This window comes from Variovorax sp. 10N432 (assembly GCF_056394465.1).
The window spans coordinates 121,557-135,590 of record NZ_JBFTHX010000001.1 but is presented as its reverse complement, the minus strand read 5'-3'; the positions used below and the strand labels follow the sequence as shown (position 1 = coordinate 135,590).

Genomic DNA, 14,034 nt, shown 5'->3' with positions numbered 1-14,034 from the left:
CGATGATGAACCTCACCGAATACCGCAAGCGTCCGGCGCTGCTGGCCGACTGGCTTCCCTGGGCAGGGCTTGTCGCTCCCGGAGTCGTGCTCAACAAGGACGGCTCGTTCCAGCGCACGGCGCGTTTCCGCGGGCCAGACCTGGACAGCGCGACACAGGGCGAGCTGGTCGCCACGTCAGCGCGCCTCAACAACGCACTGCGCCGGCTCGGCTCGGACTGGGCGCTGTTCGTCGAGGCCGAGCGGCGCGAAGCTGCCGACTACCCGGAGTGCTCGTTTCCCGAACCGCTCTCCTGGCTCATCGACGAAGAGCGGCGCGCCGCCTTCGAGGAAGACGCCAGCCACTTCGAGAGTAGCTACCACCTCTCGCTGCTGTATCTGCCGCCGGAGGAATCGCGTGCGCGTGCGGGCCGGCTGCTCTACGAGAACCAGAAAACCGAAGGCGTAGATTGGCGTGAACGGCTGGGGACCTTCGTGTCCGAGACCGAACGTTTCTTCGGCCTGCTCGAAGGCGTGATGCCAGAGATCCGCTGGCTCGACGACGGTCAGACCTTGACCTACTTGCATGGGTGCGTTTCGACGCGCCGGCATGCCGTCACGGTGCCCGAGGTACCGATCCACCTCGATACCTTGCTGGCGGATGAGCCGTTGGTGGGTGGACTGGCACCGATGCTGGGTAACTCACATCTTCGGGTACTGACAGTGCGAGGCTTTCCGACGTCGACGTGGCCCGGCCTGCTCGACGACCTGAATCGCCTGGGCTTTGCCTACCGCTGGAGCACGCGGTTCATCTGTCTGGACAAGGCGGAATCGGAGAAGGAACTGAGCCGCCTACGCCGCCAGTGGTTCGTCAAGCGCAAGAACATAGTGGCGCTGCTGCGCGAAACGATCTTCCAGCAGGAATCGCCGCTTGTGGATAGCGATGCATCGAACAAGGCGTCGGACGCGGATGCAGCCTTGCAGGAGCTGGGCAGCGACCAGGTAGCGTTCGGCTACGTCACTGCGACGGTGACTGTGCTCGATGCCGATGCAACCGCAGCCGATGAGAAGTTGCGGCAGGTAGAGCGTGCGATCCAGGGACGTGGCTTCGTGACGATCCCGGAGACCCTGAATGCGGTCGATGCCTGGCTGTCGTCGATCCCCGGCCATGCCTATGCGAACGTGCGCCAACCCATCGTCTCGACGCTGAACCTGGCACACATGATGCCGGTCTCGGCCGTCTGGGCTGGGCCTGAGCGCAATGCACATCTCGATGGCCCTCCACTCATCGTCACCCGTACCGATGGCGCGACACCATTCCGGCTGGTCACGCACATCGGCGATGTGGGCCACACGCTGGTGGTCGGGCCGACCGGCATGGGCAAGTCGGTGCTGCTCGCCACATTGGCGATGCAGTTCCGGCGCTACGCAGGTTCCCAGTTGCTCGTCTTCGACATGGGGCGCTCGATGCGCGCCACCGTGCTCGGTCTTGGCGGCGAACACTACGACCTTGGTGCGGACGGAGCCATTGCGTTCCAGCCCTTGGCTCGCATCGACCAGTACGCCTACCGGACCTGGGCAGCCGAGTGGATCGAAGGACGCTTGGTTCAGGAAGGCGTCGCTGTCGGGCCGGCCGAGAAGGACGCCGTGTGGTCTGCGCTCAACAGCCTAGCGAGCGCGCCGGTCGAACAGCGCACCATGACCGGCCTGTCGGTGCTGCTGCAGTCCAACGCGCTGCGCCAGGCGCTGCAGCCCTACGTGCTGGATGGTGCGCACGGCACGCTGCTCGACGCGGACTCGGACCGGCTCGGCACGGGTTCGATCCAGTGCTTCGAGATGGAAGAGCTGATGCAAAGCAAAGCAGCGGTGCTGGCCGTGCTGGGGTATCTGTTCGCGCGCTTCGATGAGCGCTTCGACGGAGCGCCGACCTTGTTGATCCTTGACGAGGCGTGGCTGTTCCTCGACGACCCCGTGTTCGCGTCGCGCATCCGCCAGTGGCTCAAGACGCTGCGCAAGAAGAACGTCTCGGTGATTTTCGCGACGCAGTCACTCGCCGACATCCAAAACTCGTCGATTGCGCCGGCCATCGTGGAGAGCTGCGCGAGCCGCATTTTCCTGCCAAACCCGCAGGCGACCGAGCCGCAGATCCGCTCGATCTACGAGGGCTTCGGCCTGAACACACGGCAGATCGACATCGTCGCGACCTCGCAGCCGAAGCGGGACTACTACTACCAGTCGCGGCTCGGCAACCGCGTCTTCGATCTCGGCCTGGGGCCGGCGGCGCTGGCTTTCGCCGGGGCCTCCTCGTCGGAAGACCAGCGCGCCATCGATGCCGAGCTTGCCAATGGCGATACCGGTGCATTCGCCGCCACCTGGTTGCGCCATCGCGGCCTCGACTGGGCGGCCGATCTCATCCCCTCGTTTCCTTCCTTTCCACCCTTTGCGTCCACACCTCAGGAGAACACGCCATGAAGAAGACCATGCTTGCCGTCGCCACAGCGGCCTTGATGAGCGCGCTGCCCGCTGCGCATGCGCAGTGGGTCGTGATCGATCCCACCAACCTCGCGCAGAACCTCATGACGGCTGCCAACACGCTGGAGCAGATCAACAACCAGATCAAGCAGTTGCAGAACCAGGCGCAGTCGCTGACGAACCAGGCGAAGAACCTGACCGGTCTGGACTTCAGCGCCCTGAACGAACTGCGCGCCGCGCTGTCGGCGACGAACCGATTGATCCAGCAGGCGCAGGGCCTGGCCTTCAACGTGCAGCAGATGGAAACGCAGTTTCAACAGCTGTATCCCGAGTCGTTCAGCGCCACCGTCTCCAGCGGACAGATGGTGCTGGATGCGCGCAAGCGCTGGACGAACTCGCTCGACGCGCTTCGCACCGCGACCAAGGTGCAGTCGCAGGCGGTACAGAACTTCGCCTCGGACGAATCGACGCTGACGGATCTGGTGAACCGCAGCCAGTCGGCCGTGGGCGCCTTGCAAGCCACGCAGGCGACCAATCAGCTGCTGGCCTTGCAGGCGCGGCAGTCGATCCAGGCGCAGCAGCTTCAGATCACGCAGGACCGGGCAGCGGCACTGGAACAGGCACGGCAAGTCGCCGTCCAAGAGCGTGCGCGCGAGGTGCGCCGCCGGTTCATGGGTGCGGGCACGCCATACACGCCTGCCGCGGTGAATTTCTACAGCGAATGAGGAGACTGCCATGAACAAGCTCTTCATCCTTGCAGCCTCGGCTTCAACCTTGCTGATGGCGGCCTGCGGCAAGCCGGGATCCATCGAATCCGTCGAATCACTCGTGGCAAACCCTGAGCACCTGAAGGAACTGCGTGCGCAGTGTAAGGCCGACCATGCCAAGGTCGGCGATGCGCAGTGCAACGCAGTGGCCGAGGCCACGCGCCGGCGCTTCTTCGGCAGCGGTGGCCCGTCGTACACGCCGCCCGCTTTATCGCCAGCGTCGCCGGCACCGAAGGAATAGCCGTGCAGGACGTGGCGGTCATCGACCGGTTCCTCGACGTCTTCTCGCGCTATATCGATTCGGGCTTCGGGCTGTTGCGCGGTGAGGTGGCCTTCCTCACGGCCACTCTGATCGCGATCGACATGACGCTCGCAGGCTTGTTCTGGGCGATGAGCCATGCCTCCGGCCAGGGCGATGACGTGATAGCCAAGCTGATCAAGAAGGTGCTGTACGTCGGAGCCTTCGCCTACATCATCGGCAACTTCAACAGCTTGGCGGGCATTCTTTTCCGCTCCTTCGCCGGGCTGGGCTTGACGGCTTCGGGGTCGGGCATGAGCCAGGCGCAACTGCTGCAGCCGGGCCGGCTCGCCAAGGTTGGCATCGACGCCGGCCGGCCGATCATGGAGCAGATCGGCACCATGACGGGCTTCCCGGAGGTGTTCGCGAACCTCGACACCATCGCAGTGCTGTTCCTCGCATGGCTCGTCCTGATCGTGGCGTTCTTCGTGCTGGCGGTGCAGCTCTTCGTCACGCTGATCGAGTTCAAGCTGACCACGCTCGCGGGCTTCGTGCTGGTGCCATTCGCGCTGTGGAACAAGACCTCGTTCCTGGCTGAAAAGGTTTTGGGCAACGTGGTGTCGTCGGGGATCAAGGTGCTGGTGCTCGCGGTGATCGTGGGCATCGGCTCTGGGCTGTTCGCAGAATTCACAGTGCCACCAGGTGCGGACCCGAGCATTGACCATGCGCTGGTGATCATGCTGGCATCGCTGGCGATGCTCGGATTGGGGATCTTCGGCCCCGGGATCGCGACGGGGCTGGTATCTGGTGCGCCGCAGTTGGGCGCGGGTGCTGCGGCGGGCACCGCGATGGGTGCAGCAGGGCTGGCCGTGGCTGGAGGTGCGGCTGTAGCTGGCGCTGGTTCCGCAGTCGCGGCGGGTGCGCGTATGGCGCCCGGCGCGGCGCAGGCGGCCATCAGCGGCGGCGCGACCACCGCGCGCTCGGCCAGCGCCCTGGCCAGCGGTGCGAAGTCTGCTTACCAGACGGGCGCTGCCGCATCGGACGGTAGTGGCGTGCGTGCTGCCGGTGCTGGACTCGCCAACGTCGCCAAGGCCGGGGCGAGTGCAGCGGGCCAGCGCGTCGCTTCCGGCGCCAAGGCCGCCAAAAACCGCGCTGCGAGCTTCGTGGCCGATGCTGCCGCGCCTGCCTCTCCTTCTGCCTTCGCCTCTGGTTCAGCTGCCGAAGGCAATGTGTCGTCCCCTTCAGCAGCAGAGCCCGCATGGGCGCAGCGCATGCGCCGCAAGCAGCAGGTGACTCAAGCCGCGACGACTGCCGCCCACGTGCTGCGCTCGGGCGACCACGCCGGTGGCGGCGCCAGCCCCAGCCTGCGGGACAGCTCCAACCCCTGAACCCTTTTTTGAAAGGAAACATTGTGCGTTTCAAACGACCCCAGGTTCGGTACTCGGACACGCCCGAGCCCGTCACCCCCTATCAAGCCGCCGCGCAGGTCTGGGACCAGCGCATCGGCGACAGCCGCGTGCAGGCGAAGAACTGGCGCTTGATGGCCTTCGGCAGTTTGGCGCTGGCGCTCCTGATGGCTGGCGGGCTGGTCTGGCGCTCTGCGCAGTCCATCGTCACGCCCTATGTCATCGAGGTGGACAACGCCGGTCAGGTGCGCGCCGTCGGCGAAGCTGCCGCACCGTACAAGCCGGCCGATGCGCAGATCGCTTTTCACCTGGCGCGCTTCATCGGCGACGTGCGGTCGCTCTCCATCGACCCGATCGTGGTGCGGCGCAACTGGCTCGAAGCCTACGACTACACGACCGACCGCGGTGCCGCGACGCTGAACGACTACGCGCGAACCAACGATCCGTTCTCTCGCATCGGGCAGAGCTCGGTGGCCGTGGAAGTGACCAGCGTGGTCCGAGCCAGCGACACCTCGTTCCAGGTGCGCTGGATCGAGCGCAGCTACACGAATGGATCGCCTTCGGGCACCGAGCGCTGGACGGCGGTGCTGTCCGTCGTGCTGCAGCCGCCACGCACCGAAGAACGACTGCGCAAGAACCCACTGGGCATCTACGTCAACGGCCTGTCCTGGAGCCGTGAACTCGAATCAACGCAAGGAGCAAAACCGTGAAGCCACATTTCCGTAGAACCACATCGCCTTTGATCCTGCTGGCCGCGCTGGCATCTGTGACGGGCTGCGCTACGCAGGGCAAGGCGCCGCCGGTGATCTCGCTCGACGAGCCCGTTGCCGTCGCTGCGAAGGTCTCGCCCGAGCCTGCGAAGCCCATCGAAGTGGTGGCCGTTCCTGAGCCACTGCCGTTGCCCGAACAAATGAAGGCGTTGCCGGCCGAAGGTGAGGCGAAGCCGACACAGGAGCCGGCCGACGACAAGGTGCGTGTCTCCCGCGCGAATGAGGAAGCCCGCATCGCGCCGACGCGCGAGGGGTACGTGAATGCGATCCAGGTCTGGCCCTACGCGGACGGAGCGCTGTATCAGGTCTACACCAGCCCGGGTCGTGTCACCGTGATCGCGCTGCAGGAGGGCGAGGAACTGGTGACAATCTCCGCCGGCGATACGGTGCGCTGGATCGTGGGAGATACCGCCAGCGGTGCTGGTGCAACTCTGCGCGTCAACATCCTGGTGAAGCCAACCCGCGTGGGGCTGAAGACGAATCTCGTCGTCACCACGAACCGCCGCACCTACTTGCTGGAGCTGTCCTCGACGCCGCAGGCCTGGATGGCTTCGGTGTCGTGGGACTACCCAAAGGATCGGATGCTTGCGCTGCAGAAGCAGGCGCGCGAAGCCCAAGCGGCCACGCCGGTGGACTCGGGTCTGTCGCTGGAGCAGATCAAGTTCCGTTACGCGATCACGGGCGACGGGCCCTCGTGGAAGCCGCTGCGTGCGTTCGACGACGGGCAGCGGGTCTACATTCAATTCCCGGGCGGTATTGCGCAGGGCGAGCTGCCGCCCCTGTTCGTGAGTGGGCCGCAGGGGGACGGGCAGCTGGTGAACTACCGCTTCCGGTCGCCGTACTACGTCGTTGATCGGCTCTTCGGTGCCGCCGAACTACGGCTGGGTGGGTTCAAGGGCGGCAAGGCCGAAGTCGTACGCATTGAGCGCACGGATGGCGTTCAACGCGGGAGCGGATCGTGAGCGAGGCCGGCGCAGCATCCATCAAGGCCGATCCTGAAACGCTGGCGCTACGCGCGCAGCCGCGCCCTGTGGTTCGCCTGAATCGCCGCGTGCTGGCAGTAGGAGCCGGCACGCTCGCCGCGGCGGTGCTGGGCGGCACGCTGTGGTCGTTGCAGTCGCAGCAGCGCTCCCGCGCTCCTGCGAATGAGTTGTTCAACGTTGATCGCATCGCGAAGTCGGAGAGCCTGGACCGGCTGCCCAAGGACTATGCGGCACTTCCGCCGGTGCCGAAGGCTGCGCCGCCCGTGCTGGGTGAACCGTTGCCCGGCGATCTCGGGCCGGCGATCGTGAAATCGCAACAGCCGATAGAACAGCGGAGGGCGCCGCCTGGTACCGATCCGGCGCAATTGGCCGCCGAAGAAGCGGCGCGGTCGTCGGTGTTTTTCCGGGGGGCCGGAAGCGGGGCCGGTGGGTCCAGGCCGGTGGCTGCCGCTCCACCTACGACATCACTAGCCAATCCGAATGCAGGCATGGCCGCTCCGACCCAGAATCCGTTCAACGCAACCGCCGGCGGCATGCTGCCCGCGGTGCCGACCGATCCGACTGCAGCGCAGAACCGGCAGGACTCGAAAGAGGCCTTCCTGACGAGAGCGGGAGACGGGGTCACCCGCAATCCAGGAAGTCTGCAGCTGCCCGCATCGCCGTACCAGGTGATGGCGGGCACCGTGATTTCTGCAGCGCTGGTGACGGGGATCAATTCGGATCTGCCGGGGCAAGTGATCGCCAACGTGACGGAGGCGGTCTACGACACCTCCACGGGGCGGCATCTGTTGGTCCCGCAGGGCTCGCGACTGATTGGGCGCTACGACAGCCAGGTTTCCTTTGGCCAGCGGCGCGTGCTGCTGGTGTGGACGCGGCTGATCCTGCCAGACACGTCGTCGGTGGCGCTGGACCGCTTGCCGGGGATCGATCCAGCGGGCTATGCCGGGCTCGAGGATGGGGTCGACTGGCACTGGGACCGCATCCTGGCCGGCGCGGCGCTGTCGACGCTACTGGGCGTGGGGGCAGAGCTGGCAGCGCCGGAGGGTCGTACTGACCAGAACGGCGACCGAACGGTGATCGCCATTCGGGGGGGCACGCAGGACTCGATCAACCAGGTCGGGCAGGAGATTACGAAGCGCAACGCGAGCATCCAGCCCACGCTGACCATCCGTCCGGGGTTTCCGATGCGGGTGATGGTGAGCAAGGACTTGGTGCTACGGCCGTATCAGCCGCTGTTTTTTAAGCGGGGATCGTCGCAATGAGCGCAGCCAAGCTCCGCCTTGGACCATTGCCAAAGGCAACGACGGTGAAGCTTGCCGTGACCATGCCTGCCGACCTGAAGGACAAGCTCGACCGCTATGCGGCTCAGCATTCGCAGTCCTACGGCGAGCCGGTTGACGCAGCTTCTCTCATTCCGCACATGCTGGAAGCCTTCATGGCACGCGATCGCGCTTTCAGCAGAGGCGCTGGCAAGCGACCGCCGCCCCAAACTACGACCGGGCACGCTGCAGCAGGTTCTTGATAGATGTCGACTCCTGCACGATGAGTGCATCAACAGTTGCAGTGCAATCAGCGTGACCGGACTTCCGTGACGCTGTGGCACGGATGGAGTCGATCATGAGAAAAGGCGAAGAGTCAGCCGCTGTCGGGGCCTTTCACCGCGGGCACGTCGAACGCTTGGAGAGCCCCGAACAGCGACCCCAATCGGAGGTTCCAAGCGCCGTGTCCTTCCGGCGCACGATCCGGCGGACGGAATTGCACAAGATGGTGCCGCTCTCCGGAACCACGATCTACGACATGGAGCGTCGAGGCGAGTTTCCGCGCCGCTTCAACCTGACCTCGCGCTGCGTGGTGTGGGATCTTGCAGAGGTCGAGGCCTGGATCGAGACACGCCGCCAGGTCTCGGACGCCGCGCAGATGAAGCGTGCGCCCTCCCCCGACGTGCGTCAGCGCAAGCGCCGTCCGGTCAAAGCAATGCTTGCGTCGTGATGACCTTCATCGACGGCGGCAGCAAGGTGGGCGTGTGGGACTTGCCTGCCACCCAGGCGTCGATCATGTCCGCCCACTCTTGCAGCATGTGGCGGCGCTGCTCGGCGTACTCGGCCTTGTTGTAGACCCCGCGCGACGAGCGGCCGTCTTCGTGGGCGAGGCACTTCTCGATCCAGTCACTATTGAAGCCCAGTTCGTTCAGGATGGTCGAGCCGGTACGGCGCAGGTCATGCACGGTAAAGCCGTCCAAGGGCAGGCCCTTCTCCTTCGCTCGCGCGGCCACCAGCTGCGTCACGCGGTTAAGGGTCGCATTAGACATGCACTTGTCAGGCTGGTAACGCGAAGGCAGCACGTACCTGGAACCGCCAGCGCAAGTGCGCAGCGCGACCATGATGTCGAGCGCCTGCTGCGACAGATAGACGTTGTGCGCCTTGGAACCCTTCATGCGCTCCTTGGGGATAGTCCACAGCGCGTTCTCGAAGTCGATCTCGTTCCAGGTGGCATGGATCAGCTCACCCTTGCGCACGAGGGTAAGCAGGATGAGCCGGAGTGCCAGACGGATGGTCGGGTACGACGCCACCGTTTCCAACTGATGGTGCATCAGTCGGATTTCGACAGGCGACAAGGCGCGGTCTTTCGGCACGAAGGTCGCGATCGAGGACGGCCCGACGTCATCGGCCGGATTGGCGACCTTCTCGCCGTGCAGGATGGCAAACCCATAGATCTGCTTGACGATGTCTCGCACGTGGACGGCCGTAGCCGGAGCCCCCCTGCCCTTGACCTTGTTGCAGAGGTCGCGCAGGTCGTCCGACGTGATTTCGGTCAAGAGGCGGTTCTTGAAGACGGGCAGGATGTCGCGGTCGAGGATGCTCTTGCGCATCGAGCGAGTGCTGTCCGCCATCCTGGCGCCCTTGGCCCATCTGTCGGTGAATTCCTGGAAGTTCTTTGCCTCCGACAGACGGCGCTTTTCGCGCTGTTTCTCCTGCGCCGGAGATTTACCGTCAGACACCGCGCGCCGGGCGTCTATGCACCTCTCGCGGGCCCTGGCCAACGACAAGCCGTCCGCTCCATAACGCCCGATCGTCAGGGTCTCACGGCGACCGTTCATGCGGTAGTCGTAGCGGAAAGTGACAGTTCCAACCGGCGACACGGTGACGTACATCCCGTCCCGGTCGGTCACCTTGTAGAGCGCCGGCTTGGGCTTGAGGTTCTTGAGCGCGGTGTCGGTGAGCATGCGTTCTCCTGGGTGAGAGCGCCTTTACCGTCAAGCACGCTCAAACTGCAAACACGCCCGGAACCCGCATGAAACCTAGCTTTTCGCCTTCTTTTTTACCGTCATGCGTCGAAACGGGCTGACGATAGAAATTTTAGACCAGTTAAACGAACTTTGGCTACCGACAGATCAACCGACAACTTGAGTTGCTTGCCACCAATAGTTGTCGATAGACACCGAGGATAAAATATTTATAAATCAACAACTTACGTCGATTTTGCGATAGTTGGCGATCATCCGCGAGAAGCGGCAAATCATTCCCACTCGATCGTCGCCGGCGGCTTGCTGCTCACGTCGTAGGTCACGCGGTTGATCCCGCGCACCTCGTTGATGATTCGCCCCGACACCTTCTTCAGCAGCGCGTAGGGCAGCTCGGCCCAGTCGGCGGTCATGAAGTCGCTGGTCTGCACCGCGCGCAGCGCCACCACGTAGTCGTAGGTGCGGCCGTCGCCCATCACGCCGACGCTCTTCACCGGCAGGAACACCGTGAAGGCCTGGCTCGTGAGGTCGTACCAGCTATTGCCGCTCGCCGGGTCGATGAAGTTGTGCAGTTCCTCGATGAAGATCGCGTCGGCGCGGCGCAGCAGGTCGGCGTATTCCTTCTTGACCTCGCCGAGGATGCGCACGCCCAGGCCCGGGCCCGGGAACGGATGGCGGTACACCATGCCGGGCGGCAGGCCGAGTGCCACGCCAAGCTCGCGGACCTCGTCCTTGAACAGGTCGCGCAGCGGCTCCAGCAGCTTCAGGCCCAATTGCTCGGGCAAGCCGCCGACGTTGTGGTGGCTCTTGATCGTCACGGCCTTCTTGCTCTTGGCGCCGCCCGACTCGATCACGTCCGGATAGATGGTGCCCTGCGCCAGCCATTTCGCGCCCTTGGCGCCCGCGCTCGTGAGCTTGGCCGCCTCCTGCTTGAACACCGTGACGAATTCGCCGCCGATGATCTTGCGCTTGGCTTCGGGGTCGCTCACGCCGGCCAGCTTGCCGAGGAACAGCTCGCTGGCATCGACGCGGATCACCTTGGCATGCAGCTGGCCGACGAACATGTCCATCACCATGTCGCCCTCGTTCAGCCGCAGCAGGCCGTGGTCGACGAAGACGCAAGTCAGCTGGTCGCCGATGGCGCGATGGATCAGCGCCGCGGCCACCGACGAATCGACGCCGCCCGAGAGGCCGAGGATCACCTCCTCGTCGCCCACCTGCTGGCGGATCGACTCCACCGCCTCGGCAATGTGGTCGCGCATCACCCAGTCGCGCCGCGCCGCGCAGATGTCGACCACGAAGCGGTCGAGGATCGCCTTGCCCTGCTGCGTGTGCGTGACTTCGGGGTGGAACTGCACCGCATAGAAGTGCCGCGCCTCGTCGGCCATGCCGGCGATCGGGCAGCTCTCGGTCGACGCCATCAGCTTGAAGCCAGGCGGCAATTCGGTGACCTTGTCGCCGTGGCTCATCCAGACGTTGAGCATGCCGTGCCCGTCCTCGGTCGTGAAGTCGGCAATGTCGCGCAGCAGCTCGGTGTGGCCGCGCGCACGCACCGCCGCGAAACCGAACTCGCGCTTGTGGCCGCCCTCGACCTTGCCGCCCAGCTGGTGCGCCATGGTCTGCATGCCGTAGCAGATGCCGAGCACCGGCACGCCGAGCTCGAACACCGCCTGCGGCGCCTTGTCGGTGGTCTCCTCGTACACACTCGCATGGCTGCCCGAGAGGATCACGCCCTTCAGCGTGCCGTCCTTGGCGAACTCGCGCACCCATTCGTCGGTCACGTCGCAGGGATGGACTTCAGAGAACACATGCGCCTCGCGCACGCGGCGCGCGATCAGCTGGGTGACTTGCGAGCCGAAATCGAGGATGAGGATCTTGTCGTGTTGCATGGCGATGACTCAGAGCATTGAAATGTCGAAGAGGCGGACACCCGCTTGCGGCGCCGCCTGGATAAGTTGCGGGTCGAAGGTGGCGAGCGGAAGGTCGAGCGATCGGGCCAGCCAGAGATAGCCCGCGTCGTATTGCGAGACACCGGCGTCGATGGCCACGGCGAGCACCGCCTTGTGCTGGGCCGGCGCCAGGTCATGGAGCTCGACGCGGTGCCGGATGGCGTCGAGGACGCTCCACAGCCCTTCGACCGCCGACGACGGAATGCGTCCGCTGCGCACGCCGTTGGCGAGGATGTTGGCGCACTCCCACTGCCAGGCATTGGGCGCCTGCGGCTCGACCTCGTCGCGGCGGATCGCGGCGTAGAGCTTGCGGGTGTCTTCGCTGGCCTGGTCGGGCAGCAGCCAGGCCGCGGTGACCGATGCGTCCATGACGAAGGCCGTCATGACTGTCGCCCTTCATCGCGCAGGGCCCGGACCGCGGTGCCAGGCTTGATGGTGGCGTGCAGCGCATCGATCTGCCCCAGTTCGCGGGCGATCTGCTCGTCGGTGATGACCGGCTTGCGCCGCACCGGCAGCATGCGCACGACTTCCTTGCCGTGGCGCGTGATGCGCACTTCCTCGCCCTTCTCGACCAGGTCGATCAGGGCCGAGAAGTTGTTCTTGGCTTCGGAGATACCGAGGGATTGCATTGGGGCCAGAAAAAATAATCTGGCCCGAATTCTAGCGCGATCTGGCCCGATTTTCAGATTCGGGCCAGATTAGCCTCATTCGGCCCGGTAGTTCGGGGCTTCCTTGGTGATCTGCACGTCGTGCACATGGCTCTCGCGAATGCCCGCCGTGGTGATCTCGACGAACTCCGCCTTGTTCTTCATGTCGTCGATCGTGGCGCAGCCGCAGTAGCCCATGCTGGCGCGCAGGCCGCCGGACATCTGGTAGACGATCGAGACCATCGAGCCCTTGTACGGCACGCGGCCCTCGATGCCTTCGGGCACCAGCTTGTCGGCATTCGGATTGCCGGTGCTCGACTCCTGGAAGTAGCGGTCGGCGCTGCCCTGCTGCATCGCGCCGATCGAGCCCATGCCGCGGTAGCTCTTGTAGCTGCGGCCCTGGAACAGCACGATCTCGCCCGGCGCCTCTTCGGTGCCGGCGAACATGCCGCCCATCATCACGGTGCTGGCGCCGGCCGCGATCGCCTTGGCGATGTCACCCGAATAGCGCACGCCGCCGTCGGCGATCAGCGGCACGCCCGTGCCCTGCAGTGCGGTGGCGACGTTGTCGATTGCCATGATCTGCGGCACGCCCACGCCGGCCACGATGCGGGTGGTGCAGATCGAGCCGGGGCCGATGCCGACCTTGACCGCGTCGGCGCCGGCATCGGCCAGCGCCCGGGCGGCGTCGCCGGTGGCGATGTTGCCGCCGATGACGTCGACCTGCGGATAGTTCTGCTTGACCCAGCGCACGCGCTCGATGACGCCGGCGCTGTGGCCGTGCGCGGTGTCGACCACGATGGCATCGACGCCGGCCCTGACCAGCGCCTCGACGCGCTCCTCGGTGCCCTCGCCCACGCCCACCGCCGCGCCCACACGCAGCCGGCCGCTGCCGTCGCGCGCCGCGTTCGGGAAGCTGGTCTGCTTGGTGATGTCCTTGACGGTGATCAGGCCCTTGAGCTCCCAGGCCTCGTTGATGACCAGCAGTCGCTCGAGCTTGTGCTTGTTGAGGAGCGCCTTGGCATCGGCCAGCGTGGTGCCGTCGGGCACCGTGATGAGTCGGTCGCGCCGGGTCATGATCTCGCTGACCGGAACGTCGTAGCGGCTCTCGAATCGCAGGTCGCGCCCGGTGACGATGCCGACCACCTTGCCGGCGTCGCAGACCGGGAAGCCCGAGATGCCCAATTGGTCGGACAGCGCCATCACCTGCCGCACGGTGTGGGTGGGGGTGATCACGACCGGGTCGCGCAGCACGCCGGATTCGTAGCGCTTCACCTTGGCCACCTGCGCCGCCTGCTCGGTCGGCGTGAGGTTCTTGTGGACGATGCCGATGCCGCCTTCCTGTGCGATGGCGATCGCGAGGCGTGCTTCGGTCACGGTGTCCATCGCTGCCGACACGAGCGGCAGGTTGAGCGTGATGTTGCGGGAGAGCCGGGTGGCGAGGGAGGTGTCCTTGGGAAGGACCTGGGAGAACGCTGGCACCAGCAACACGTCGTCGAAGGTGAGCGCTTTGCCGAGAAGGCGCATGGGTGAAGCTCCAAAAGACGGATTGTAACGATGGCTCGGCGTCCGGGCAGGCAAAG

Annotated in this window: 14 protein-coding genes; 9 read left to right on the top strand and 5 right to left on the bottom strand. The window is 65.3% G+C overall.

All coding sequences use genetic code 11. The features are described from left to right. Nucleotides 1–2: 2 nt before the first annotated feature. The 9 genes from trbE to AC1DF3_RS00635 all read left to right on the top strand — a co-directional run bounded on the left by trbE (nucleotide 3) and on the right by AC1DF3_RS00635 (nucleotide 8,603). Complete coding sequence (gene trbE / locus AC1DF3_RS00675) at nucleotides 3–2,450, top strand: conjugal transfer protein TrbE (protein ID WP_478138537.1); 2,448 nt, start codon at nucleotides 3–5, stop codon at nucleotides 2,448–2,450. Next, a complete protein-coding gene (gene trbJ, locus AC1DF3_RS00670; RefSeq protein WP_478138536.1) occupies nucleotides 2,447–3,175 on the top strand; it encodes a P-type conjugative transfer protein TrbJ in 729 nt (242 codons plus the stop codon). The genes trbE and trbJ overlap by 4 nt, the downstream gene beginning before the upstream one ends. 10 nt (nucleotides 3,176–3,185) lie before the next feature. Continuing rightward, nucleotides 3,186–3,458 (top strand): EexN family lipoprotein, encoded by a 273-nt coding sequence (locus tag AC1DF3_RS00665; protein ID WP_478138535.1) that lies wholly within the window; start codon nucleotides 3,186–3,188, stop codon nucleotides 3,456–3,458. 2 nt (nucleotides 3,459–3,460) lie between these two features. Further along, complete coding sequence (gene trbL / locus AC1DF3_RS00660; protein WP_478138534.1) at nucleotides 3,461–4,843, top strand: P-type conjugative transfer protein TrbL; 1,383 nt, start codon at nucleotides 3,461–3,463, stop codon at nucleotides 4,841–4,843. 23 nt (nucleotides 4,844–4,866) lie between these two features. Further along, complete coding sequence (trbF, locus tag AC1DF3_RS00655) at nucleotides 4,867–5,571, top strand: conjugal transfer protein TrbF (protein WP_478138533.1); 705 nt, start codon at nucleotides 4,867–4,869, stop codon at nucleotides 5,569–5,571. Further along, complete coding sequence (trbG, locus tag AC1DF3_RS00650) at nucleotides 5,568–6,593, top strand: P-type conjugative transfer protein TrbG (protein ID WP_478138532.1); 1,026 nt, start codon at nucleotides 5,568–5,570, stop codon at nucleotides 6,591–6,593. Before trbF ends, trbG begins: the two co-directional genes overlap by 4 nt. Beyond that, entirely contained in the window at nucleotides 6,590–7,876 is a 1,287-nt protein-coding gene (locus AC1DF3_RS00645; protein WP_478138531.1) for a TraB/TrbI/VirB10 family type IV secretion system protein, read from the top strand. Before trbG ends, AC1DF3_RS00645 begins: the two co-directional genes overlap by 4 nt. Next, on the top strand, nucleotides 7,873–8,136 hold the full coding sequence (locus AC1DF3_RS00640; RefSeq protein ID WP_478138530.1) for a DUF2274 domain-containing protein: 264 nt from the start codon (nucleotides 7,873–7,875) through the stop codon (nucleotides 8,134–8,136). The genes AC1DF3_RS00645 and AC1DF3_RS00640 overlap by 4 nt, the downstream gene beginning before the upstream one ends. A 95-nt stretch (nucleotides 8,137–8,231) precedes the next feature. Continuing rightward, complete coding sequence (locus AC1DF3_RS00635) at nucleotides 8,232–8,603, top strand: helix-turn-helix transcriptional regulator (protein ID WP_478138529.1); 372 nt, start codon at nucleotides 8,232–8,234, stop codon at nucleotides 8,601–8,603. On the opposite strand, the gene AC1DF3_RS00630 is transcribed toward AC1DF3_RS00635, so the two are convergent. The 5 genes from AC1DF3_RS00630 to guaB all read right to left on the bottom strand — a co-directional run bounded on the left by AC1DF3_RS00630 (nucleotide 8,581) and on the right by guaB (nucleotide 13,978). After that, entirely contained in the window at nucleotides 8,581–9,837 is a 1,257-nt protein-coding gene (locus tag AC1DF3_RS00630) for a tyrosine-type recombinase/integrase (RefSeq protein WP_478138528.1), read from the bottom strand. The two genes, AC1DF3_RS00635 and AC1DF3_RS00630, sit on opposite strands and share 23 nt — an antisense overlap. Nucleotides 9,838–10,130: 293 nt before the next feature. Beyond that, a complete protein-coding gene (gene guaA / locus AC1DF3_RS00625; protein ID WP_478138527.1) occupies nucleotides 10,131–11,744 on the bottom strand; it encodes a glutamine-hydrolyzing GMP synthase in 1,614 nt (537 codons plus the stop codon). 9 nt (nucleotides 11,745–11,753) lie between these two features. Beyond that, complete coding sequence (locus tag AC1DF3_RS00620) at nucleotides 11,754–12,188, bottom strand: type II toxin-antitoxin system VapC family toxin (RefSeq protein WP_478138526.1); 435 nt, start codon at nucleotides 12,186–12,188, stop codon at nucleotides 11,754–11,756. Beyond that, entirely contained in the window at nucleotides 12,185–12,433 is a 249-nt protein-coding gene (locus AC1DF3_RS00615) for a type II toxin-antitoxin system Phd/YefM family antitoxin (RefSeq protein WP_286531838.1), read from the bottom strand. The genes AC1DF3_RS00620 and AC1DF3_RS00615 overlap by 4 nt, the downstream gene beginning before the upstream one ends. Before the next feature lie 75 nt (nucleotides 12,434–12,508). Next, complete coding sequence (gene guaB, locus AC1DF3_RS00610; RefSeq protein WP_286529019.1) at nucleotides 12,509–13,978, bottom strand: IMP dehydrogenase; 1,470 nt, start codon at nucleotides 13,976–13,978, stop codon at nucleotides 12,509–12,511. Nucleotides 13,979–14,034: the final 56 nt, after the last annotated feature.

Excerpts from the sequence above, each read along its gene's own strand:
- trbE (WP_478138537.1), top strand. The coding sequence starts at position 3 with ATGATGAACCTCACCGAATACCGCAAGCGTCCGGCGCTGCTGGCCGAC.
- trbJ (WP_478138536.1), top strand. The coding sequence starts at position 2,447 with ATGAAGAAGACCATGCTTGCCGTCGCCACAGCGGCCTTGATGAGCGCG.
- AC1DF3_RS00665 (WP_478138535.1), top strand. The coding sequence starts at position 3,186 with ATGAACAAGCTCTTCATCCTTGCAGCCTCGGCTTCAACCTTGCTGATG.
- AC1DF3_RS00640 (WP_478138530.1), top strand. The coding sequence starts at position 7,873 with ATGAGCGCAGCCAAGCTCCGCCTTGGACCATTGCCAAAGGCAACGACG.
- AC1DF3_RS00635 (WP_478138529.1), top strand. The coding sequence starts at position 8,232 with ATGAGAAAAGGCGAAGAGTCAGCCGCTGTCGGGGCCTTTCACCGCGGG.
- AC1DF3_RS00630 (WP_478138528.1), bottom strand. The coding sequence starts at position 9,837 with ATGCTCACCGACACCGCGCTCAAGAACCTCAAGCCCAAGCCGGCGCTC.
- guaA (WP_478138527.1), bottom strand. The coding sequence starts at position 11,744 with ATGCAACACGACAAGATCCTCATCCTCGATTTCGGCTCGCAAGTCACC.
- AC1DF3_RS00620 (WP_478138526.1), bottom strand. The coding sequence starts at position 12,188 with ATGACGGCCTTCGTCATGGACGCATCGGTCACCGCGGCCTGGCTGCTG.
- AC1DF3_RS00615 (WP_286531838.1), bottom strand. The coding sequence starts at position 12,433 with ATGCAATCCCTCGGTATCTCCGAAGCCAAGAACAACTTCTCGGCCCTG.
- guaB (WP_286529019.1), bottom strand. The coding sequence starts at position 13,978 with ATGCGCCTTCTCGGCAAAGCGCTCACCTTCGACGACGTGTTGCTGGTG.